Annotated in this window: 22 protein-coding genes; 15 read left to right on the top strand and 7 right to left on the bottom strand. The window is 62.2% G+C overall.

All coding sequences use genetic code 11. The features are described from left to right. Window positions 1-142 precede the first annotated feature (142 nt). Both MRY75_RS03345 and MRY75_RS03350 read left to right on the top strand, forming a co-directional pair. On the top strand, window positions 143-727 hold the full coding sequence (locus MRY75_RS03345; protein WP_292305731.1) for a rhodanese-like domain-containing protein: 585 nt from the start codon (window positions 143-145) through the stop codon (window positions 725-727). Then, window positions 724-1,377 carry a LysM peptidoglycan-binding domain-containing protein gene (locus MRY75_RS03350; protein ID WP_292305732.1) on the top strand — a complete coding sequence of 218 codons (654 nt, stop codon included), beginning with the start codon at window positions 724-726 and terminating at the stop codon, window positions 1,375-1,377. The genes MRY75_RS03345 and MRY75_RS03350 overlap by 4 nt, the downstream gene beginning before the upstream one ends. Window positions 1,378-1,727: 350 nt before the next feature. On the opposite strand, the gene zapE is transcribed toward MRY75_RS03350, so the two are convergent. After that, window positions 1,728-2,786: a cell division protein ZapE gene (zapE, locus tag MRY75_RS03355; protein WP_292305733.1), complete on the bottom strand. Its 1,059-nt coding sequence runs from the start codon at window positions 2,784-2,786 to the stop codon at window positions 1,728-1,730. A gap of 41 nt (window positions 2,787-2,827) precedes the next feature. Further along, entirely contained in the window at window positions 2,828-3,169 is a 342-nt protein-coding gene (locus tag MRY75_RS03360; RefSeq protein WP_292305734.1) for a DUF2794 domain-containing protein, read from the bottom strand. Between the two features lie 306 nt (window positions 3,170-3,475). Between MRY75_RS03360 and MRY75_RS03365 the strand changes: the two genes are divergently transcribed. Continuing rightward, on the top strand, window positions 3,476-3,658 hold the full coding sequence (locus tag MRY75_RS03365) for a hypothetical protein (protein WP_292265432.1): 183 nt from the start codon (window positions 3,476-3,478) through the stop codon (window positions 3,656-3,658). A gap of 183 nt (window positions 3,659-3,841) precedes the next feature. On the opposite strand, the gene MRY75_RS03370 is transcribed toward MRY75_RS03365, so the two are convergent. Both MRY75_RS03370 and MRY75_RS03375 read right to left on the bottom strand, forming a co-directional pair. Next, complete coding sequence (locus tag MRY75_RS03370) at window positions 3,842-5,509, bottom strand: DNA polymerase Y family protein (RefSeq protein WP_292305735.1); 1,668 nt, start codon at window positions 5,507-5,509, stop codon at window positions 3,842-3,844. Between the two features lie 85 nt (window positions 5,510-5,594). After that, window positions 5,595-5,861, bottom strand: coding sequence for an I78 family peptidase inhibitor (locus MRY75_RS03375; RefSeq protein WP_292305736.1), 267 nt, complete (start codon window positions 5,859-5,861; stop codon window positions 5,595-5,597). An 88-nt stretch (window positions 5,862-5,949) separates the two neighbouring features. Here MRY75_RS03375 and MRY75_RS03380 point away from each other — a divergent pair, with 88 nt between their 5' ends. The 4 genes from MRY75_RS03380 (at window position 5,950) to MRY75_RS03395 (ending at window position 10,649) form a co-directional block, all read left to right on the top strand. After that, window positions 5,950-7,062 (top strand): S-(hydroxymethyl)glutathione dehydrogenase/class III alcohol dehydrogenase, encoded by a 1,113-nt coding sequence (locus MRY75_RS03380; RefSeq protein ID WP_292305737.1) that lies wholly within the window; start codon window positions 5,950-5,952, stop codon window positions 7,060-7,062. Window positions 7,063-7,170: 108 nt separating this feature from the next. Then, a complete protein-coding gene (gene ggt, locus MRY75_RS03385) occupies window positions 7,171-8,970 on the top strand; it encodes a gamma-glutamyltransferase (RefSeq protein ID WP_292305738.1) in 1,800 nt (599 codons plus the stop codon). 53 nt (window positions 8,971-9,023) lie between these two features. Beyond that, window positions 9,024-9,734, top strand: a complete 711-nt coding sequence (locus tag MRY75_RS03390) for an NYN domain-containing protein (protein WP_292305739.1) — start codon at window positions 9,024-9,026, stop codon at window positions 9,732-9,734. Window positions 9,735-9,833: 99 nt separating this feature from the next. Next, window positions 9,834-10,649 (top strand): cobalamin-dependent protein, encoded by an 816-nt coding sequence (locus MRY75_RS03395; protein WP_292305740.1) that lies wholly within the window; start codon window positions 9,834-9,836, stop codon window positions 10,647-10,649. Here MRY75_RS03395 and MRY75_RS03400 read toward each other — a convergent pair. After that, a complete protein-coding gene (locus MRY75_RS03400; RefSeq protein ID WP_292305741.1) occupies window positions 10,613-11,254 on the bottom strand; it encodes a TetR/AcrR family transcriptional regulator in 642 nt (213 codons plus the stop codon). The two genes, MRY75_RS03395 and MRY75_RS03400, sit on opposite strands and share 37 nt — an antisense overlap. Window positions 11,255-11,393: 139 nt before the next feature. Here MRY75_RS03400 and mbfA point away from each other — a divergent pair, with 139 nt between their 5' ends. Then, window positions 11,394-12,368, top strand: a complete 975-nt coding sequence (gene mbfA / locus MRY75_RS03405; protein ID WP_292305742.1) for an iron exporter MbfA — start codon at window positions 11,394-11,396, stop codon at window positions 12,366-12,368. Window positions 12,369-12,489: 121 nt separating this feature from the next. On the opposite strand, the gene MRY75_RS03410 is transcribed toward mbfA, so the two are convergent. Further along, the gene (locus tag MRY75_RS03410) at window positions 12,490-13,800 is read right to left on the bottom strand and encodes an ammonium transporter (protein ID WP_292305743.1); all 1,311 of its coding nucleotides are present in this window, start codon (window positions 13,798-13,800) and stop codon (window positions 12,490-12,492) included. A gap of 36 nt (window positions 13,801-13,836) precedes the next feature. Then, the gene (locus tag MRY75_RS03415; protein WP_292060931.1) at window positions 13,837-14,175 is read right to left on the bottom strand and encodes a P-II family nitrogen regulator; all 339 of its coding nucleotides are present in this window, start codon (window positions 14,173-14,175) and stop codon (window positions 13,837-13,839) included. Window positions 14,176-14,425: 250 nt separating this feature from the next. On the opposite strand from MRY75_RS03415, the gene MRY75_RS03420 reads away from it, so the two are divergent. The 7 genes from MRY75_RS03420 (at window position 14,426) to MRY75_RS03450 (ending at window position 22,057) form a co-directional block, all read left to right on the top strand. Then, entirely contained in the window at window positions 14,426-16,594 is a 2,169-nt protein-coding gene (locus MRY75_RS03420) for a transglycosylase domain-containing protein (RefSeq protein WP_292305744.1), read from the top strand. 93 nt (window positions 16,595-16,687) lie between these two features. Further along, window positions 16,688-17,149, top strand: coding sequence for a RidA family protein (locus MRY75_RS03425; protein WP_292305745.1), 462 nt, complete (start codon window positions 16,688-16,690; stop codon window positions 17,147-17,149). After that, complete coding sequence (locus MRY75_RS03430; RefSeq protein ID WP_292305746.1) at window positions 17,146-17,901, top strand: glycerophosphodiester phosphodiesterase family protein; 756 nt, start codon at window positions 17,146-17,148, stop codon at window positions 17,899-17,901. Before MRY75_RS03425 ends, MRY75_RS03430 begins: the two co-directional genes overlap by 4 nt. A gap of 48 nt (window positions 17,902-17,949) precedes the next feature. Further along, window positions 17,950-19,149: a GNAT family N-acetyltransferase gene (locus MRY75_RS03435; RefSeq protein ID WP_292305747.1), complete on the top strand. Its 1,200-nt coding sequence runs from the start codon at window positions 17,950-17,952 to the stop codon at window positions 19,147-19,149. Beyond that, window positions 19,146-19,436, top strand: a complete 291-nt coding sequence (locus MRY75_RS03440; RefSeq protein WP_292305748.1) for a 4a-hydroxytetrahydrobiopterin dehydratase — start codon at window positions 19,146-19,148, stop codon at window positions 19,434-19,436. The genes MRY75_RS03435 and MRY75_RS03440 overlap by 4 nt, the downstream gene beginning before the upstream one ends. A 115-nt stretch (window positions 19,437-19,551) precedes the next feature. Beyond that, window positions 19,552-21,291 carry an alpha/beta hydrolase gene (locus MRY75_RS03445; protein WP_292305749.1) on the top strand — a complete coding sequence of 580 codons (1,740 nt, stop codon included), beginning with the start codon at window positions 19,552-19,554 and terminating at the stop codon, window positions 21,289-21,291. Between the two features lie 166 nt (window positions 21,292-21,457). Further along, window positions 21,458-22,057 (top strand): hypothetical protein, encoded by a 600-nt coding sequence (locus tag MRY75_RS03450; RefSeq protein WP_292305750.1) that lies wholly within the window; start codon window positions 21,458-21,460, stop codon window positions 22,055-22,057. The last annotated feature ends 7 nt before the right edge of the window (window positions 22,058-22,064 follow it).

Below are 22,064 nucleotides of genomic sequence, written 5' to 3' on the forward strand. Positions count from 1 at the left end.
GCGATACCGTAACCGACAACTTCCGCGTCGTATCCCTAGAAAAATACAAAATCGTCTGAAACGACATCAGGTCAATTCAGGCGCATGAGTATATCGACAAAAAAGAGCAGTGCCCGCACAAGCGAGGCCGATAGGTGGCACAATGGTATCAGTACGGCGCGCCGTCCTTGCAGCGGGTATTGCTGCAGGCAGTCCGTTGATCGCCCAATCCGCGGCGATCACCGAAGGTGCGAGCGCGTACTCGTTTACCATGAATGGCGTCGAGATGACGATCACGCGCAGCGGCCCGTCCTGCCCGTCGTCCTGCATCCAGCCGATGAGTGCCGCAGCCGGGGTCGAAACGCTGGGCGAGCTTGAAGTCATCGGATTTCTGCAGAACGCAGTGAGCACCGGCACCGGGCTTCTGGTCGATGTACGCATGCCCGGCACCTTTTCCTCGGGCTCGGTGCCTGGCGCGGTGAATGTGCCCGTCGCAACCTTTCTTCCCGAAAACCCCTATCGCAATGATCTGCTGTCCGCTCTTGGGGTCAGCACGCCGGAAACTGCACCCGGTTTTGCCGGGGCCTTCACACTTGTGCTTTTTGGCAACGGACCCGATGACGCGGCAGCGCGGGATGCGATCACGCATCTTCTGGGCGCGGGATACCCGCCAAGCAAGATCAAGTATTACCGCGGCGGCGCCACGACCTGGAGCGCGCTTGGCCTGAATATCTCGGTGGGACAATGACACAGACATCCAGAAGTGCGGGTTATATCCGGATGGCGCTCATGGGCACTGCCTTCATTGCCCTCACCATAGTCCTCGTGGTGTTTCAGCCGGGTTCACCGCGCCACGCCCAGACCACCTTCGAACCCGACACCGCCACAACCGTCACACGCGTCGCCGACCCGCTGGAGACGCCCCCCGTGGTGACGCCCCCCGCCCCGGCGGCCCCTGCCCCTGTCATCTCTGCGACACCTGCGCCGCTGCCACCGATTGCACCCACGGTGCGGTCAGGCGATGATCCCACCAACATGCGCGACATGACGTTCAGCGCGATCTCGAACCTCAAATCCGTGACCACCGGCGAAGCGCCGGCACCGGGTCAGCCGGGCAGCCTTCTGCACAGCGTGGTCCAACGCAGCATCGCGAAGACCACACCTGCGCAAGCGTCACAGCCTCCGGTCACACAGATCGAACCGGTCAGCACCGCGACCCCACGGATACCGACCACAGGCTCTTACTTCGTGCGTCCCGGCGACACGCTGCTCAGCATTGCCAAGGAAGTCTACGGCGACACGACGATGTCCTCCGAGATCTTTCGGCACAACACGAATATCCTCACCAGCCCGGACAGCCTGAAGCCCGGAATGGTGCTGAAACTGCCCACACCCTGACCCCAACATCTGGGCGTTCGCGCTACAGTTGGAAAAAGTCAACCGCACCTCACCTAAATGTTGACCGGTGCGAATCACTATGGCACAACAGTGCCAGACTTCGTGACTTGCTTTCAAAGTGACCACGGAACGGGGGATGTTCAGGTGTTATTGAGTACCCAAGTATCTGCGACCTTGGCTTTTTCGGGCCTCTGGGCGTTCGAGAACACCGCACGAAACGACCACCAAGACCTCGAAGACCCCTCGGGCGCTCCCTCGCGCCACCATCGACGTAAGGTATAGCAAGGACCTGAACACAGGCGAGATATATCGAGCAGCCTTAGAGGTCCTTCGGGACCTCTTTTTTTGCCTTACGCCTCGCCCCAACCCTCGGCCTGCATCTCTCGCAGACGGCTGGCCGTGCGTTCGAACTCAAAGGTTCCGGTACCTTCGATATAAAGCATTTCCGGTTCCGCAGCGGCCGACACGATCAACCGCACCTTCGCCTCATAAAGCGCGTCAATCAGTGTCACAAAGCGCTTTGCCTCGTTGAAGTTGCTGCGGCTCAGGCGCGGGATGTCTTCGATGATCAGCACCCGCACCGCATCGGCCAGCGCAAGGTAATCAGCCGGTCCCAGCATGCGTCCGCACAGGTCATAGAACTTCGCCCGCGCCACACTGTTGTGAAAACGCGGAAGCTCGATCTGGCGGCCCTGCACATGCAGCGTCAGACTGTGCTGTTCGCCGCCGGTCAGCTCCTGCCAGATGCGGTTGATCTCGTCCTTGGCCGCCGCATCGTTCGGCGTGAAATAGACCTGCGCCCCCGCCAGCCGATCCTGCCGGTAATCGGTGGGTGACGCCAGTTCATGCACCACCATGCGGGTCTTGAGCATGTCGATGAGGGGCAGGAAAATCTGGCGGTTCAGACCATCCTTGTAAAGATCATCCGGCACCCGGTTCGACGTGGTCACCACCACAACGCCCGCAGCGAACAGCTTTTCGAACAGCCGTCCGACGATCATCGCGTCGGTTATGTCGGTGATCTGCATTTCGTCGAAGGCCAGCAACCGCACCGAGTCCGACACAGATTTCGCCACCGGCTTGATCGCGTCTTCGACGCCGTCCTGCCGGGCCTTGTGAATGGCCGCGTGGATCTCCTGCATGAAGGCATGGAAATGCACCCGTCGCGCCGGGACGGTCAGGCTCTCGACGAAGAGATCCATGAGCATCGACTTGCCGCGCCCGACCCCTCCCCAGAGATACAGCCCCTTGGGTGGCTCAGGGGCCTTGCGGAACAGCCCCTTCTTCACCGGTTCGGCCAGCGCGGTGCGGATGCGCTCGAACTCGGGCAGCGCCGCTTCCTGCGCGGGATCGCGGGTCAGCGATCCATCAGCCACACGCGCGGCATAGATGTCAGGCAAGGTCGTCATGACCGCCGATTACCGCGTCTGTGCGGGTTTGTGGAGAGGCGTTATTCGACCGCGCGGATCAATTTGCGTTCGAGCACCCGCAGCACCGTGCGCAGATCATGCCCTCGCTTGAGCACCTGCCCATCCATGCCGATCACCGCGTACTGCCCCTGCCGGTTGCGCAGCTTGGGATGCTTTTCGATGCGGTAGAGCGGGTTCTCGGCGGTGCGCCGGAAGACCGAAAACACGGCCATGTCCTTGAGCGTGGAAATCCCGTAATCGCGCCATTCGCCAGCAGCCACCATGCGCCCATAGAGCGACAATATCACGTTGAGCTCGGTCCGGTGAAAAGCCACCTGTTCGGGCGTCGAAAGCGGTGTCGGGAACGGCGTGATACTGTTCATATCTCATGATGTGGTCAGGCTCGCGGGTAAATCAAGCGTTTTGAAGACCGCCGCCCGACAGCGTGGCAAATCCGTCTTGCGTGTGGCCCATGAGCAGAGTTTCGCAGCGAACGTGGCCCAAAGTTTGATCGAAAGCGCCATCGGGTGTAGTGTTGCGGTCCCAGGCGATGGCAGCCGTCGCGCGAGGCGGGGCTGCGGGGCCGGTTCGATCCAGCCGACGGATGCCGGTCGGGCAGGCTGCACGCCCGGCACAGAAATTCGGTCCGGTTGGACGCCTCATCGCCGCACGGCACAGGAGGACATGCCATGGACATGGTCAAAGCCAGCGAAATCGCACGGGCGCTCTACCGCGCTCATGGAGACAGAGCCGAGGCGGAAGCCGCGCAGCGTGAGAATGAATTCACCGATGCCGGCAACATGGACGAGGCCGCCTATTGGCGCTCGATCCGGGGCAGCATCCGTCAGATGCGCGGCGCGAACCAGAGCTGAACCAACGCCTTGACCGCAAAGGCCTGACAGGTCCGGTCCGGACCCAATGTTTCGCGCGCGAAACAAAAGGACCGGATCGGGCCTTTTAACCTTTGGTTAATGCATAGACGTTCCGAGATGGGCGGGCTCTTTTCTTTGAAGAAAACCGAAATGCGTCAAAGCATTTCGCCCGGCCACGCCAGGTCACGCAAAGGCCCCTTGGCAGAACCATCCCGAGGATTTTGCGGCCCCATGCGCATAGAAAAGCCAAAGGCGGTGCCCCTCATCGGTGATCACGTCCCAATAGTCGCGTTGCCCACTGCGCCACGCGGGGTCGTCCAGCCACCATTCCGGCGCAATGCGTTCGGGGCCACGGGTGCTGTGCACCTTGTGATCCCTGCCACGCCAGCGAAACACGTCAGGAAGGCGCGGCACATCCGGGATCATCACCGGCTCCGGCGGCCACATCCGCAGCGGGCGCGGTTTGGTGGGGCGGGGCCAGTCCGTCACCGGATCGGACCAGGCGGCCGCCACGGTGATCCATGTCTTGTCCGGGATGTGGCTGTCGGCAGGCTGCACGCGGGTGATCGCCTCGACCCCGAGCCGTGTGCCCAGCCGCCCGATCAACGTATCCAGCGTTCCGGGCTTCGGTCCCGCCATACGCGCGCGGCCCGCCTCGGCCGCCTCGAGATGGCCTGACGCGGTGCGCAGGTGGATGGGTTCGTGAAGCACCGCCTCAAGCCGCAGCATGTCGATGCCATAGCCCGCATCCAGATCCTCGACCTTGAGCCGCAGCAGCGGGCGGATGTGATGGGGATCGTCCGAGGGCTTGGCCATCGTGACATTCATCCACTGCATCGTGCCATCGGCGCGGTACGCCTCGAACCGGAGCGTGCGTGCGCCGCGTCCCTTCTTGCGCAGCGCCTCGCAGAGCCGGGGCAGCATCCGGTCGATGGCGGCCATCACGTCGTCTTCCAGACCGATGGGATCGGGCAGGCTCAGGCGGGTGGCAAAGCGGTCGGGCGGCGGGGCCGGGCTGACGGGTTCGGGCAGCGCACCCAGCGCCTGATCGAGCCGTGCCACCAACCCGCGCCCGAAACGCCGGGCCAGCCCGGCGCGGGGTTGCGCGACCAGGTCTTTCACCCGGCGCAGGCCAAGGCGCGACAGTTGCGCCATCGTGTGTTGCTCAAGCCGCAGCGCGGCAATCGGCAGCGGGGCCAGCGCGTCATAGGTCTTGCCGGGGGCCGCGATGCGCGCGCGCGCCTGCACCGGGGCCAGCGTGACCGAAGGGGCCGCACCGCCGCGTTCCCAGTGCCGCCGCTTGCCCGCGCGGGAGCGGGTCGCGCGGGCCTCCTGGTCGATGGCGTCGCCGTTGCGATGGTGATCCCTCCCCTGCCCGCCGCCGAACCGCGCCAGCGCCCAGGCCCCGCCGAGCGTGTCGGCGATGCCAAGCTGCACCGAAAGACCCAGATCGGTACAATCCTGTTCGACCTGAAGCGCGAGCTGTTCCTCACCACCGAACAGATGCGCACATCCCGTCAGATCGACCACCAGCGCATCGGGTTCTTCGCGCGCGACCCATGGGGAAAACTTGCCCGCCCAACGGTGCAGCACGCCCAGAAACGCCGCCTCAGCATGGGGGTTCGACAGCCGGGTGAGCAGGTCCGCGCACATGGCGTGGGCATCGCGGAGCGGCTGGCCTTCATAAAGCCCGGACGCCTGTGCGAGCGGAGAGAGCGAGGCGAGAACCTGCGCCTGCCCCACATCGCGCACCACCGCAAAGGGCACCTCCCCCAGATTGGGGTCGCGCCGGATATGGCGTTCGGCGGCCAGCCGGGGAAACCAGATGGACAGGATGCGACGGTTGGGCATGAGATTCGTGGCAGCACATGTTCTTCTTTTGTTCTATATATCCTTGACGCCCGACGAGTCGAGATCCCAGCGCACCGCGCCGTGATCAGCCGCAGTAGATGCGCACCACCGCGCCGCTGTCATTCAGTGCAAAATTGACCCGGTCGCCCCGGTAATCCATCGTCATCGGATCGCCCGGCCCCAGAATACGGTGCGGTTGGGTGAAGGCGATGTTTTCCAGTTGCGACCGTTGAAGGCCCATCAGGTGGGCCATCTCTTCGGCCCCACAGGACTCGGCCGGCTTTTCCGCAACGGTAGCTTCCTGACAGGCCACAAGCGCCAGACACGCACCAAGCATCACGTAGAATCGCATAGAGAAACCTTTCAAATATCCAAGCCAATGCTTGCAAACCGGACGCTTTCCCGCAAGGTTTCGGAAAAACCAACGAGGGAGAGTCATCATGCGCACCCGTGCCGCCGTTGCCGTTCAGGCCGGAAAACCTTTGGAAATCATGGATGTGAACCTTGACGGCCCCCGCGCCGGAGAGGTGCTGGTCGAAATCAGGGCCACGGGCATCTGCCACACCGACGAATTCACCCTGTCCGGCGCCGACCCCGAGGGGCTGTTTCCCGCGATTCTGGGCCATGAAGGCGCGGGCGTCGTCGTCGAGGTGGGCGAAGGCGTCACCAGCCTGAAACCGGGCGATCACGTGATCCCGCTTTACACCCCGGAATGCCGGGAATGCGAATACTGCCTGCATCCCAAGACGAACCTCTGTCAGGCGATCCGCAGCACGCAGGGACAGGGCCTGATGCCGGATGGCACCAGCCGGTTCTCGATGCTCGATGGGACGCCGATCCTGCATTACATGGGCTGTTCGACCTTTTCGAACCACACGGTCCTGCCGGAAATCGCGCTGGCCAAGATCCGCGAGGACGCGCCTTTCGACAAGGTGTGTTACATCGGCTGTGGCGTGACCACCGGCATCGGCGCGGTGATCAACACGGCCAAGGTCGAGATCGGCAGCCGCGCCGTGGTGTTCGGTCTGGGGGGCATCGGGCTCAACGTCATTCAGGGCCTGCGTCTGGCGGGTGCCGATCAGATCGTCGGTGTGGACCTCAACCCTGACAAGGTGCCGATGGCGGAACGCTTTGGGATGACGCATTTCGTCAACCCCAAGGAGGTCGAGGGCGATCTGGTGCCGTATCTCGTGAACCTGACCAAGGGCGGCGCGGATTACACCTTTGACGCCACCGGCAACGTCAAGGTCATGCGCGATGCGTTGGAATGTGCCCACAAGGGGTGGGGCGAGAGCATCATCATCGGTGTGGCCCCGGCCGGTGCCGAAATCAGCACGCGGCCCTTCCAGCTTGTCACCGGACGGACGTGGAAAGGCACGGCCTTTGGCGGTGCACGCGGTCGCACGGATGTGCCCAAGATCGTCGACTGGTACATGGAGGGCAAGATCGAGATCGATCCGATGATCACCCACACCATGCCTCTGGATGACATCAACAAAGGCTTCGACCTGATGCATGCGGGGGAAAGCATCCGCTCGGTCGTCGTATACTAAGCTATTTGACCGGGGGCGCCATGCCCCCGGCCTGACCCGGATTTACGTTTCCATCCCGCGCGGCCCGTTCCGCGCGCAGCTTTTCATTTCGAAAAAGGAGTTGAGGTCATGGTTCGTTGGAAGACATCCGCTGTTGCCGGGGCGATAAGCCTGATCGGGACATGCGCCTTTGCGCAACAGACGGCGGATGCCGTCGCGCCAGAGGCAGCAACGCAGACAGGCACCGCCTTTGGCACCCTGTCCGACGCGGCGGTTGCCGCATTGGCCGCCAAGGACGCGGGCACACCTGTCGAGGCGCAGAACTGGATGGTCGCCGCGGCGAACCCATTGGCAGTCGAAGCCGGCGCACGAGTGCTGCGCGAAGGTGGATCGGCGGCGGATGCGATGGTGGCCGTTCAGGCGGTGCTCGGGCTGGTGGAGCCGCAAAGCTCGGGCCTTGGGGGCGGCGCGTTTCTGGTCTGGTATGATGCCATCTCGGGCGTGGTCACCACGCTGGACGGGCGCGAGACCGCACCGCTTGCCGCGACACCGACGCTGTTCCAGACGCCCGAAGGTGAACCGATGGGGTTCTTCGATGCGGTGGTCGGTGGACGATCCGTCGGGACACCGGGGACTCCGGCATTGATGCAGGCCGCGCATGACAGATGGGGGCGCTACGAGTGGGCGGGCTTGTTCGCCGAGGCGATTGCGCTGGCCGAGGGCGGGTTCACCGTGTCGCCGCGACTGGCCGATCTCGTGGCAGGGGATGCCGACCGGCTGGGACGGTTCAAGGCGACGCAGGATTACTACTTTCCCGGTGGCACGGCGATTGCGGCAGGCGATACGCTGGTCAATGCCGAGTATGCCGACACGCTGCGCCTGATCGCTGCCGAAGGGGCAGAGGCGTTCTACACCGGCCCCATCGCGTCCGACATCGTGGCAACGGTGCGCACGGCGGCGGGCAATCCCGGTGTGCTGTCGCGCGCTGATCTGGCGCTGTATCAGGTCAAGGAACGTCAACCGGTCTGCGTCCCCTATCGCGCCTACGAGGTCTGCGGCATGGGTCCGCCGTCATCGGGGGCGCTAACCGTTGGGCAGATCCTTGGCATGCTGGAAGGCTACGATCTTGCCGCACTTGGGCCCAACAGCGCCGAGGCGTGGCGGTTGATCGGGGATGCGTCGCGGCTCGCCTTTGCGGATCGCGGGCTTTACATGGCCGATACCGATTTCGTGCCGATGCCGACGCAGGGGCTTGTCGATCCGACCTATCTGCAGGAGCGCGGTCAGCTTCTGAGCGGTGATGATGCGCTGCCTGAAGTGACGCCGGGCACACCCGAATGGGATCACGCGATGGATTTGGCGCCTGACGAAAGCCTCGAGCTGCCCTCGACCTCGCATATCTCGATCGTGGACATCTACGGCAATGCGCTTTCGATGACGACGACCATCGAGAACGGGTTCGGATCGCGGCTGTTCGTCCGGGGGTTCCTGCTCAACAATGAACTGACCGACTTCTCGTTCCGCACCCATGCGGACGGGCGGCCCATTGCCAATCGGCTGGAGCCGGGCAAACGGCCCCGGTCGTCGATGGCCCCGACCATCGTGATGACCAATAACGCACCGTCTTTGGTGATCGGATCGCCCGGAGGTAGCCGCATCATCGGATATGTTGCGCAGGCGATCATCGCCCATGTCGATTGGGGCATGGACGTGCAGCAGGCCGTGGCGATGCCGCATCTGGTCAACCGGTTCGGCACGTTCGACATCGAAGCCGACATGCCGATGAGCGCGCTGGAAGGCCCGCTGAGCGAGTTGGGGTTCGAGGTCAACGTGACCTCGCTCAATTCGGGTCTGCACGCGATTGCCATCGGCGACGGGCTGACCGGCGGGGCCGATCCGCGCCGCGAGGGCATCGCCCTGGGGCAGTAACCTGCACACGCCGGAGCCTGCCTCCGGCGTCACACCAGACGAAGGGCCATCTCATGACCGACAATCCGTCGCTGCTTGCCGTGCTGATCGACGCGGACAACACGTCGCCGAAATATGCCCGAGCGCTGTTCGAAGAGATCGCATCTCTGGGCGAGGCCTCGGTGCGGCGCTGCTATGGCGACTTTTCCAGCCAGCAGATGTCGGGATGGTCCAAGGTGCAGGCCGAGTTCGGGATCGTGCCGCATCACCAGCCCGCCAACACCGTGGGCAAGAACGCGAGCGACATCGCGCTGGTCATCGACGCGATGGATTTGATGCATACCGGGCGGTTCGACGGGTTCGTGCTGGTGAGTTCGGACAGCGACTTCACCCGACTTGCGCAGCGGCTGCGGGAACAGGGGCTCGAGGTTTATGGCATGGGCATGCAGAAGACACCCGAAGCATTCCGGCGCGCCTGCAAGAGGTTCATCTTTCTCGAGAATCTCGAAGACGGGGCCGATACGGAAACGGCGACCGTCAAACCCGCCGCCAAGAGCAATCTGAACGAGGCGCGGAACCTGATCCTCAAGGCGATGGACGCCATCGACCAGGATGACGAATGGTATCGGTTGGGCCAGTTGGGCCAGCATATCGTGTCGGCAAATCCCGATTTCGACACGCGCACGTATGGCAAGCGCAAGCTGAGCGATCTGGTCGCGGACATGAAGGTGCTCGAAGTCAAACGCGGCTCAAACAATCAGCTGATGGTGCGCAGGCGGGACTGAACGCCCGGCTTCACGGCAGCATTGCAGTGCGTTTCGGAAGGTGCCATTCTTATCCGGGGGAACGGGGGAGTCTGCGCCATGCGCGTCGGAGGCCCTGTTATGCTGACTGTAGACACGCCGATCATCGTCCGCGCCATAGACGACACCATGCATGGACAGGAGCGTCGGCTTTCGGACGCGTCGCTGCTTGTCATGGCACAGGAGGTGATTGCGCGGCTGTCATATATCGCGCGCAACGCAAATGCCGATCTGAGCGACGTCGATCTGGATGCATTCTGCATCGCGCTTGTTGAGCCAACGGCGGATCAGGCCCGGCGGATTGTCACGCTGGCCCATGAACGCGGTGCCACCCATGAAAAGCTGTGCCTGTCCTATATCGCCGCCGCCGCGCAGCGGCTGGGCGAGTGGTGGGAGCGAGACATCATCCATTTCAGCGACATGGCCATCGCGGCAGGACGGATGCTGCACATGTTGCGCGATCTGCGCATGGCGATGCCCCGTGTGCCGTTGCGCGGACAACGCGAGGCTCTGTTCGCGACCGTCCCCGGAGAACAGCATGTGCTGGGTGTGACCATGGCGACGGATATCCTGCGCAGCAAGGGCTGGCACATCGACCTTCAGGTGGGCCGCAGCGAAGCCGAGCTTTGCCAGATCGCGCGCGAGGGCGGGTACCCGATCATCGGTTTGTCGGCCTCGGGCGCGGATCGCGTGCGGGCGCTGACGCGCGTGATTGTCGAACTGCGCGTCGCCGCGCCAAGGTCGCTCATCTTCATCAGCGGCAATATCGTGCAGATCGACCGGGATATCGCCGTCCGCACTGGGGCGGATGCCGCCGCCGCGTCGATGGATCATTGCGTTGATACGCTGGAGTCGCTTTATCAGGCGGTTCTGAGTGCAGACGTCTCTGTCCCGTAGCGCGCCATGAAGGTCTTCACCGCGCCGTCGATCACCCGGTCCCTGTCTGGATCGGCAACATTTCGAATGATGCCGAAGATCAGTTTGGGCCAGAGGTCTGCCTTGCACAGTTCCGCGAACTGATCGGCGGCGAGATCGTAATCCTCGATCCGCAATTCCCCGCGACCTGCCGCCTGTTTGAGATAATCGACAACCGCCGCGCGCATGATCATCGGGCCGGAGTGATAGAACTCTTGTCCCAGCAGCGGGAAGCGGTCGGACTCCGCGACGCAAATGCGGAAGATGCGCTGTCCCACCTCGGAATAGATGAACCCCAGGAACTGCTGCGCGACGCAGGTCAGAACCTCTTGCGGTGGGCGGGTGCTGTCGATCTTTTCGATCGAGATGCGCGCCTGTTCCTCGCATTGGCGGGTGGCCACTTCCATGAAGAGAAGGCGCTTGTCGGGGAAATAGCTGTAGAGCGTGGCCTTGGACACTCCGGCGGCGCGGGCGATGTCATCGACGCTGGCCCCTTCGAAGCCGTCGCGCAGGAAAATCTCGCGCGCGCCGTCGACCACCTGGTCGAACTTCCGGCCTTTTCGGATCTGTGCCTGCGCGGTTGCCATTCTCTTCCCTTATGTCGCGTTCAAAAGCTAAACAGGTCGGTTTAGTCTCGCAAGTAGGGATGTGTGGCCTGCTGCCGGGAATGCAAGCGTGACGTCGGTGGTTCACCCAGCGCCCGACCACAAGACAAGGACTTACGCCATGCTGTTTTCACCAAGCCGGCGCCGCTTTTCCGATCTGTCCGAGCAGGAGATTCTGGCGCTCGCGATTTCCTCGGAAGAAGATGATGCCCGGATTTACCGGTCCTATGCCGAACGTCTGCGCCTCGACTTTCCGGCGACGGCGGCGATCTTCGATGGGATGGCGGCGGAAGAGGATGGGCACCGCAAGCGGTTGGTCGATCTGCATCGTGACAGGTTCGGGGATGTGATCCCGCTCATTCGGCGGGAACATGTGGCGGGATATTACGCGCGGCGGCCCGTCTGGCTGGTCGAGAACCTTGGCATTGACCGTATCCGCGCCGAAGCCGAGGCCATGGAGCGGGATGCAGAACGTTTCTATCTCGAGGCCGCCAAACGCACGAGCGATGCAGCCACCCGCAAGCTGTTGGGAGATCTTGCGGCGGCGGAGGCAGGGCATCAGAGCACGGCGGAACGGCTGGAGCAGGAGCATCTGACCGAGGACTCGCGCAGCGGCGAGGAGGAAAATGCGCGGCGTCAGTTTGTGTTGACCTGGGTGCAGCCAGGTCTGGCCGGGTTGATGGACGGGTCGGTGTCGACATTGGCACCGATCTTTGCCACCGCCTTTGCAACGCAGGACACGTGGACGACGTTCCTCGTCGGGCTTGCGGCCTCGGTCGGCGCGGGGATCTCGATGGGCTTTACCGAAGCGGCGTCTGATGACGGGCAGCTTTCGGGGCGGGGATCGCCTTGGAAACGTGGCTTTGCGTCCGGGATCATGACGACCGTGGGCGGGCTTGGGCATGCCCTGCCCTATCTAATCCCCGATTTCTGGACTGCGACCGTGACCGCCTTCATCGTCGTGTTCATCGAACTCTGGGCCATTGCCTGGATCCAGAACAAATACATGGATACGCCGTTCTTCCGGGCGGCCTTGCAGGTGGTGCTTGGGGGCGCGCTTGTCTTTGCAGCGGGCGTTCTGATCGGCAGCGGGTAGCGCCGGTCATTAACCAAAGACGCAGGAGAGCGAATGCGCTTCCGCCAGTTTAACGAAGACAAAAAACCCGGGCGCGAACGCCCGGGCAGTTGGTCACGAAAGGCTGATTGGAAGGAGGAGATCAGCCTTTGGAGAATTCGGGATAGGCTTCCATGCCCAGCTCGGCCATGTCGAGACCGTTGATCTCTTCTTCTTCGCTGACGCGAATGCCGACGGTGAGCTTGAGGATGTACCACAGGATGAAGCTGGCCACGAAGGTGAAGATGCCGTAGGCAACGATACCGGTCAGCTGGGTCATCAGGCTTGCTTCACCGTAGAAGATCACGGCGATGGTGCCCCAGATACCTGCGAAGAGGTGCACCGGGATCGCGCCGACCACGTCGTCGATCTTGAGCTTGTCGAGGAACGGGATCGCGAAGACAACGATCACACCACCGACGGCACCGATCCAGAGCGCGCCGAAGAGCGTCGGAGCAAGAGGTTCTGCGGTGATCGACACGAGACCCGCCAACGCGCCGTTGAGCACCATGGTGAGGTCGACCTTCTTGTAAAGGATCTGGGTCAGGATCAGCGCGGTCACGGAGCCAGCGGCAGCCGCCATGTTGGTGTTGGCGAAGATGCGCGATACGTCGGACACGTCACCCACAGTGCCCATGGCAAGCTGCGAACCACCGTTGAAGCCGAACCAGCCGAGCCACAGGATGAATGTGCCGAGGGTTGCGAGCGCCAGGTTGGAGCCCGGGATCGGGTTCACACGGCCGTCTTTATACTTGCCGATGCGCGGACCAAGGACCAGAACACCAGCGAGCGCTGCCCAGCCACCGACCGAGTGCACGACGGTCGAGCCAGCGAAGTCGGAGAAGCCCATTTCGGACAACCAGCCGCCACCCCACTGCCAAGAGCCGGAGATCGGGTACATGATGCCGGTCAGGACAACCACGAAGATCAGGAAGGGCCACAATTTGATGCGTTCGGCCACTGCACCGGACACGATCGACGCGGTTGCGGCAACGAACACCAGCTGGAAGAAGAAGTCGGAGCCGACCGACGCATAATCCAGAGCTGCGTCAGCAGCGGCTACGCCCACCGGGTCGAGCACGGTTTGACCGCCGAGCGCGAAGTAGCCGTTGAAGTCGCCCGGATACATGGTGTTGAACCCGACGAGCCAATACATGATCGCCGCGATCGAGAAGAGCGCGATGTTCTTGGTGAGCTGCATGGCCACGTTCTTGGACCGGACAAGGCCCGCTTCGAGCATGGCAAAGCCTGCTGCCATGAAGAACACCAGGAAACCTGCCATGAGGAACAGCAGCGTTGTGAAGATATACGGGCCGACCTCGTCCATGGTCGGTGCGGCGGCTTCTTGAGCCAGGCCCATGACCGGCAGCGCAGCGAGCGCGGCAGCGGGCAGGAGTGTCTTGAGTAGTTTCATCTGTATGTGTCCCCTAATCTCTGTCACAGCGCCGGTTCAGAGCGCATCCCCATTGGTTTCGCCGGTGCGCACGCGGATGGCCTGCTGCGCATCGAGCACGAAGATCTTGCCGTCACCGATCTTGCCGGTGCGGGCCGTCTTGGTGATGGTTTCGATCACCTGATCGGCCATGTCGGCTGCGACCACGATTTCCAGTTTGATTTTCGGCACGAAGTTCACCGCGTATTCCGCGCCACGGTAAATCTCGGTGTGGCCCGACTGAGAGCCGAACCCCTTGATCTCTGTTACCATCATGCCGCGGACGCCAATGTCTGTGAGCGCCTCGCGGACTTCTTCAAGCTTGAATGGCTTGATTGTCGCTATGATGAACTTCACCTTGGTCCCTTTCCCTTGCAGGTCGATCGTGTTTGCATGCGCAGAAAAGAGGCAGGCAGGATGGTAAGGGAAGGTTTGGCACCAAGCCGGACGGGTCAGAGCCCATCAAGTTGCACAAATTTTGCACAATTATATTCATTTGCTTATTTTTTGATCAATTAAAAAACCAAGTAACGGGTTCTTGACCAGTCCACATCGACTGTGAAAGCCACTAAATTGATAAAAAAGAGCAGCAACACAGGCGGGCGCCATGACTGATTCACGACGCGGGAAGAACCGTCTGGTCGCGGACCGGCGATATCCCAAGACGCAAACGAAGGCGTCCAAGCCACGCAAGGCCGCCCCGGCCAAGCGCAAACCGACGCGAACAAAGGCCAAACGTGGCGGGATCATCGGCTTTTTTACCGGGATCGTCAGCTGGGTCTTCCGGTTCTTCTTTCGGCTTTTCATACGGGCCGGGATTGTCGCGGCGCTGATCATTGCCGGGTTCGTCGCCTATGAGTACACCACCCTGCCGGAAGTTTCCGACGCTCTGGATGGGCGCGCGCGCGGCTCGGTGCAGCTTCTGGACCGCGACGGCGTGGCCTTTGCCTGGCGCGGCGATCAGTTCGGCGGGGTGGTCACGACCGACACTGTGTCGCCGCATCTGAAGAACGCGGTCATCGCCACCGAGGACCGGCGCTTTTACAGCCATCTGGGGATTTCTCCGCGCGGCATCGCCTCGGCGGTGCGGATCAACCTGTCCGAAGGGCGCGGGCCGCTGTCCGGGCATGGCGGGTCCACGATCACGCAGCAGACCGCAAAACTGCTGTGTCTGGGCGTGACCTATGACCCCAACAGCTGGAAGAACGAGGCCGAGTATGTGGCGGATTGCCGACGCGGTTCGCTTTATCGCAAGGCAAAGGAAGCGGTTTATGCACTTGCGATGGAGATCAAGTACACCAAGGACGAGATCCTCTCGATCTACCTGAACCGTGCCTATATGGGCGGCGGTGCCTACGGCGCGGCAGCGGCGGCAGAGCGATATTTCTCCAAACCGGCCTCGGCGCTGACCCCGCAGGAAAGCGCGATGATCGCCGGTCTGCTGACGGCCCCGTCCAGCCTTGCGCCCACATCGAACCTCGAACGCTCGCAGGCGCGCGCGGCTACGGTGCTGAGGCTCATGAACGAGCAGGGCTACCTGACGGATGCCGAGATGCAGGCCGCGCAGGCCAACCCCGCTACCTTGTCCGACAAGGCCCAGACCCAGACGGGCGGCTATTTCGCAGACTGGGTCATGCAGTCCGGACCAGACTTTTTCACCCGCGACACGACCGAGGATGTGGTGATTTCCACGACACTGGACCAGCGCATCCAGAAAGCGGCGGAAGATGCGATCAAGACGGTTTTCGCGACCAAGGTCCGCGAAGGGTCCAAGGCGCAGGCGGCGATTGTCGTCATGTCCGCCGATGGCGCGGTACGCGGCATGGTGGGTGGCCGACAGACCAACGTTTCGGGCGTGTTCAACCGCGCCACACAGGCCAAGCGCCAGACCGGATCGGCCTTCAAACCGTTTGTCTATGCCACTGCGCTGGAGTTGGGCTACAGCCCCTATGACCGGGTGACGGATGAACCCTTCTGCATGAACATTCCCGGATCGGGCCGTTGGTGCCCCGAGAATTATTCGGGCAATCACTATGGTTCGGTGACGCTGACCGAAGCGCTCGCCAAGAGCCTGAACATCCCCGCAGTCAAGGTATCGGAATCCGTGGGCCGCGATCTCGTGCGCAAAGTGTCGGAGGATTTCGGCATCCAGAGTTCCCTGACGGATACACCCGCGCTGGCCCTGGGCGCCTCGGAAGCCTCGCTGCTGGAAATGACAGGGGCCTATGCCGGCATCCTGAACGGGGGGTCGTCCGTGACACCCTATGGCCTCAAGGAATTGCGGCTGGTGGGTGAGGAGCAGCCTCTGATGGGATCGGGCGGCGGCATCGGGGAACGCGTAATCAACGAAGAAGCGGCGCGGCAATTGGTCTGGATGATGGAGAAGGTCATCACTCAGGGCACCGGGCGGCGGGCAAAGCTGCCTGACAGGCAGGTTGCTGGCAAGACGGGCACATCGCAGGAAGCGCGGGATGCATGGTTCATCGGCTTCACCGCGGATTACGTCGCGGGGGTCTGGATGGGCTATGACGACAATACGCCTCTGGCCGGTGTCACCGGGAGCGGCCTTCCGGCCGAGATCTGGCATGAGGCGATGGTGCGCGTACATGATGGGTTGCCCGTGCGCCCCTTGCCGATGATCGAGCCGACCCCGCCACGCCAGGTGGCCGAGCCGCAACAGCAGTCCCCCGCCCCCCAACAGCAACAGCGCCAGGGCGGCAATGCGCTCGAGAATGCACTGAACCAATTGTTGCGCGACATTCTCGGGCAGAACTGACGCCTTGCGATCACGGGGAAAAGGGCCGTCTTTCCCCTTCCCATTTCCGGCAGTGCGCAATAGCGTCCGCACAAACGAGAAAGGGGAGACATCATGACCAACGCCATCGACGCCCGTCTTGCAGAGCTGGGCCTGACCCTGCCGGATGCCCCGGCCCCGGCGGCCAATTATGTGCCGTTCGTGCAGACCGGAAACCAGATCTACGTGTCGGGTCAGTTGCCGACCGGGCCGGACGGGCTGATCAAGGGCAAGCTGGGCGACGATCTGGATGCCGAAGCTGGTGCCGAAGCCGCGAAATATTGCGCGCTGGCCCTGCTGTCGCAGGCGCGCAAGGCTGCCGGTGGTGATCTGAGCCGGGTGCGTGTGGTCAAGCTGGTGGGTTTCGTGAACTCGACCGCGGATTTCGGCGACCAGCCCAAGGTGGTGAACGGGGCGTCCGACCTGATGGTCAACGTACTGGGCGACAACGGCCGTCATGCGCGCTCTGCGGTGTCGGCGGCGTCGCTGCCCTTTGGTGTGGCGGTCGAAATCGAAGGGATTTTCGAACTGCTATGACCCGGCTGCCCTCTGCGTTTCTGACCCGCCCGATTGCGCATCGCGGTTTGCACAACAAGGCCGAAGGGGTGATCGAAAACAGCCCCTCGGCCTTTGCTGCGGCGATGGCCGCCGGATATCCGATCGAGCTTGACCTGCAACTGTCGCGCGATGGCGTGCCGATGGTGTTTCACGACGACACGCTGGATCGGCTGACGGCAGAGACAGGCGCGGTGCGGGGCCGGGATGCGGCAGACCTTCAAGCGCTGACGATCAAGGGCGGCACCGACCGGCTTCCGACGCTGGCACAGGTCCTGGATCAGGTGAACGGCGCGGTTCCGCTGCTGATCGAGTTGAAGGACCAGCACGGCGCGATGGGCGACACCGATGGTGCGCTGGAGCGGGCGGCGTTGGATGTCCTCAAGGGCTATGACGGCGCGTTTGCCCTGATGTCCTTCAACCCCAGCATGGTGGCCAAGGTGGCGGAACTGTCGCCGGACACGCCGCGCGGGATCATCGGGTGCGCGTGGCGCAAGATCGACGAGCCGCATGTACCCGTGGATCGCCGGGCCGAACTCGCCACTATTCCCGGTTTCGAAGACATGGATGCAGATTTTTTGAGCCACGACCATACGAACCTCGACGCGCCCCGTGTGGAACAGCTCAAGGCGCGGGGTGTGCCGATCCTGTGCTGGACGATCCGCAGCGCAGAGCAGGAACGCCTTTCCCGCAAAGTTGCTGACAACATCACGTTTGAAGGCTACGCGGCTTGATCCGCGCCTGATCAGACCCACGTAGCACCGCGTAACCAAGGAACGGACATGTCCGACCCAACCGACGCGCCCACAATCGCCATTTCGATGCACGGATCGCTGTCGCAGATCGCGGCAGAGGACTGGGACGCCTGCGCGTGCCCCGAAGTGGCCGATGGCGGACGGGCGTTTGATCCGTTCACAACCCATCGCTGGCTGAAGGCGTTTGAGGACAGCCGGTCGGTCGGGGCCGGGACGGGCTGGGATCCGCGCTACATGACCGCGGAAATAGACGATCAGATCATCGCCTGCGCGCCACTTTACGCCAAAAGTCACAGCCAGGGCGAATACATCTTCGATCACAACTGGGCGCATGCGTGGGAACGCGCGGGTGGGCGGTACTATCCCAAGCTGCAGATCGCCGTACCTTTCACGCCTGCCACGGGCCGCCGATTCCTGACCCGTCCCGGGTTCGAGGTGGAAGGCATCAGCGCGCTTGTTCAGGGCGCGGTGCAGGTGGCTTCCGAGAACCAGCTTTCGTCGCTTCACATCACCTTCTGCACCGAAGCCGAAGCGATTGCCGGAGAGCAGATCGGTCTTCTGCGGCGGCGGACGCAGCAATATCACTGGGAAAACCGGGGCTATGCTGATTTCGACAGCTTTCTGGCCGAGCTGAGTTCGCGCAAACGCAAGACCATCCGCAAGGAACGCGAGCGGGCGCAGGGTTTCGGCGGGACAATCCACCAATTCACCGGAGACCAGATCCAGCCCGATCACTGGGAGGCATTCTGGACATTCTATCAGGACACCGGTGCGCGCAAATGGGGGACGCCTTACCTCACCCGCAAGTTCTTCGATATTGCACAAGAGCGGTTGCGCGATGACATTTTGCTGGTGCTGGCCGAACGTGACGGTCGCTGGGTTGCGGGCGCGATGAACGTGATCGGCCGCGATACGCTTTACGGTCGATATTGGGGCTGTATCGAGGATCACCCCTGCCTGCATTTCGAACTGTGTTATTATCAGGCCATGGATTATGCCATCGCGCAGGGTCAATCCCGGGTCGAAGCCGGGGCGCAGGGGGAACACAAGCTCGCACGCGGGTATCTGCCGGTCTACACCCATTCGCTGCACTGGATCGCGGATCCCGGATTTTCGGACGCGATTGCCCGGTACCTGCAGGCCGAAACCGAGGCAGTCGGTCAGGATATCGAGGTTCTGACCAGCTATGGCCCGTTCCGCAAAGTCAGCACGGAGGAACATCAATGACCGAAAAACTATCCGATACCGCACGCAAGACCGTTCTGGGACCGCTGCTCGAGGCGGGATGGACGCTTGTCGACGACAAGGACGCCATCACGAAGACCTATCAGTTCAAGGACTTCACCGAAGCGTTCGGCTGGATGGCGCGCGCCGCACTCTGGGCCGAGAAATGGAACCACCACCCCGAATGGTTCAACGTCTACAACAAGGTCGATGTCACGTTGACGACCCATGACGTGGGCGGACTGTCGACCTTGGATGCCAAACTGGCGCGAAAACTGGATTCGCTTTGATCGGTCGCGTTTTCGGACGCCCCACGACTACGATTTCACGGTTTTTTCAGTGAGGGAACAGACGCAAGTCTGCTAGCATCTCGGACATTGAGTTTGGTCATTTCCGTGTGATGGTATGTCTCTTTCGACAAATGAACGTCTGACGCACCTTGTCTACGAAGCGTCGCTCGACAATTCGCTGTTGCCCGAGTTGATCCTTGAACTGACGGAACAGGTGCAGATGGCAACCGACGGTCGCATGATCGAGGCGGATCAGCGGCACGATCTGAGCGACCTGATGATCCATTTCCGCCGCGCCATCGAAATCTCGGAAAAGATGGTGCGACTTCAGGAACGGGAATCCGATCTTGCCGCTGTTTTGGGAACCTTTGCCGTCGGCATCGCTCTTGTCGATGACAGCGGTGCGCCATTGGTCATCAATCAGGCGATGCGCGAAACCGGGCTTGCGCTGGATGCCCCGATCCGGCTTCTGCCCGCGGGCAGCCCAAGTGACACCGAAGACAAGGCCAAGCCCCTGTCCCGTTGGGTGTCGGAGTCCAACCGGCTTGAGGCACCTCAATCGCTGATGACCCGCGACAGTGACACCACCTACCTCTTGCTGCCTCGGCAAGAGGCCATTCGCATGGGGTTTCCGGCCAAGGCGGCGGCGGTTCTGGTGGCAACCAACCCCAACACGGCCGATGGCCTGCGCGCCTTGGCAAGCGCCCATGGCCTTACACTGCGCGAGCAGGCGTTGGTGCGTGGCCTTATGGAGACCAGCGATCTCCGGGCCGCCAGCGAGGCCATGGGGATCAGCTACGAATCCGGACGGACCTATCTCAAGCGGGTGTTCGAAAAGACCGGGCTGACCAGCCAGGTCGACCTGATCAACACGATTGCGAAAAGCCCTTTGTCGATGTTCCGGCAGCGCGAGACCACCGACGCCGAACGGTTTCAGGTGCGACGCCTTCTGCGCCTGCCCGATGGGCGCATGCTCGAATATTTCATTCTCGGGCCTGAAGACGGCCGCCCCGTGGTTCTGTTCGACGCGCTGTCGGGTTCATCCATCGACCTCACCGGCTTTCCACGCCAGTACCTTGAACATCTGGACCACTACGGGGTGCGCCTGATCATGCCCTGTCGTCCGGGGATCTACCGGTCGGACTTCAAGAAGATGACGAGCCTGCGCGATTTTGCGCCCGATCTGGAATGCCTGATCGACACTCTGGGCTATGCGCAGGTGTCGTTGATGAGCTTTTCCTTCGGATCGGGCATCGCGCTTGCGACGGCGCATGAAATGCCGGACCGCATTCGAAAGGTGCTGCTGTCCTCACCCAGCTATCCCGTCTACAAGCACGACAACTGGCGCGAACTGGACCAGTTCTACCATCTGTCTGCCGTGCTCGCACAGCGCTGGCCCGCGATGTTCCGACAATTGATTCCGTTCCTGGTGCGGTCAATCATCCAGAACGCGCCCCGCTATATGGAACGCTATTGCAACCGCACGCCAAGCGCCCATGATGTGGAGCTGCTGTCTCACCCGACCATCGGCATCCGCTCTTCGCGCATGCTGGAAGAGCGCACCGCAGGTGGCGTGAATGGCATGGTCGAGGAGAACCTGCTGAACTCGCGCGGATGGGATTTCGACGTGCGGCATATCCTGGCCGAGGTCGAGATCTACCACGGTGCCGATGACAATGTCGCGCCGGCCCAAGGTGGCCAGCTTCTCTCGCAGCATCTGCCCAATGCCCGGTTCACCCTGTTCAACGACAGGGGACATTATCAGCACATTTCCAGCTGGCCCTGGATGGTCGCGCGGGCAGCCGGTCTGGACGTGCCGCCCTATGACCGGACCTATACGATCCCGCCAGTCTGACCCTTACGGCACTTTGTCCCCGTTTGGGGATATTGCACCGCGACGGCCTTCCCTAAGGTCATCTTACTGAGCCTTTTTAAGCACCAAAATTTTTTGAGAAGCCATTGTAATGCCAAGCATTTTGACGAATGTCGCTGCCTACGAGCGCCTGGCAAAAGAACGCCAGATGATATCACATATTGATCGGGACATCATAGCTCTCGGCGGCGACTTCATCCCCGAGAGGTCCGACTGGGTCTCTCTGTTTTATGACAGCGGCCACAAGGTGACATCCGATGATGGCAGCCAGTTTGCCTATCGTGCCATCACAACCCGGGGCGAATTCCTCTGGTTCGTCTTCTCGAAAGGCAAGTCGCGCGGATATCATTCCGAAGCGACCTGTCCCTTCGCCGCATTTGAAGAGGCGCGCACGGCACTTGACCAGCGCCGAAGGATCAAGACGCGCTGGGACGAGGTCCGACGGGTCGCCCGTGCATTGCGGCAACGGCGCATGCGGTTCGACATCCTGATCGAGGATGCGCACAGTTCTCCGTTATGCCCGATGGGAACACGTCATTTTCTGAGATCGGTTGGATTGCCCGGCATCACGCGCCTGTCCGGGTTCAAGCTGGCTTGGCTGATGCTCCTCGAACCACAGCTGGGCTTTGTGATTCATCAGGCGGCTTTGCGCGAGGGTGTGTTGCCAGACACCGCATCAGCCGCGGCCATCTCGCCGATACCGATGCCAGAACAGCGTCCTTCCAAAGTCCTCGCCCCCGCCCCGTGAGTCGGAC

The sequence above is a fragment of the Marivita sp. genome (genome assembly GCF_022763305.1).
Lineage (GTDB): Bacteria > Pseudomonadota > Alphaproteobacteria > Rhodobacterales > Rhodobacteraceae > Marivita.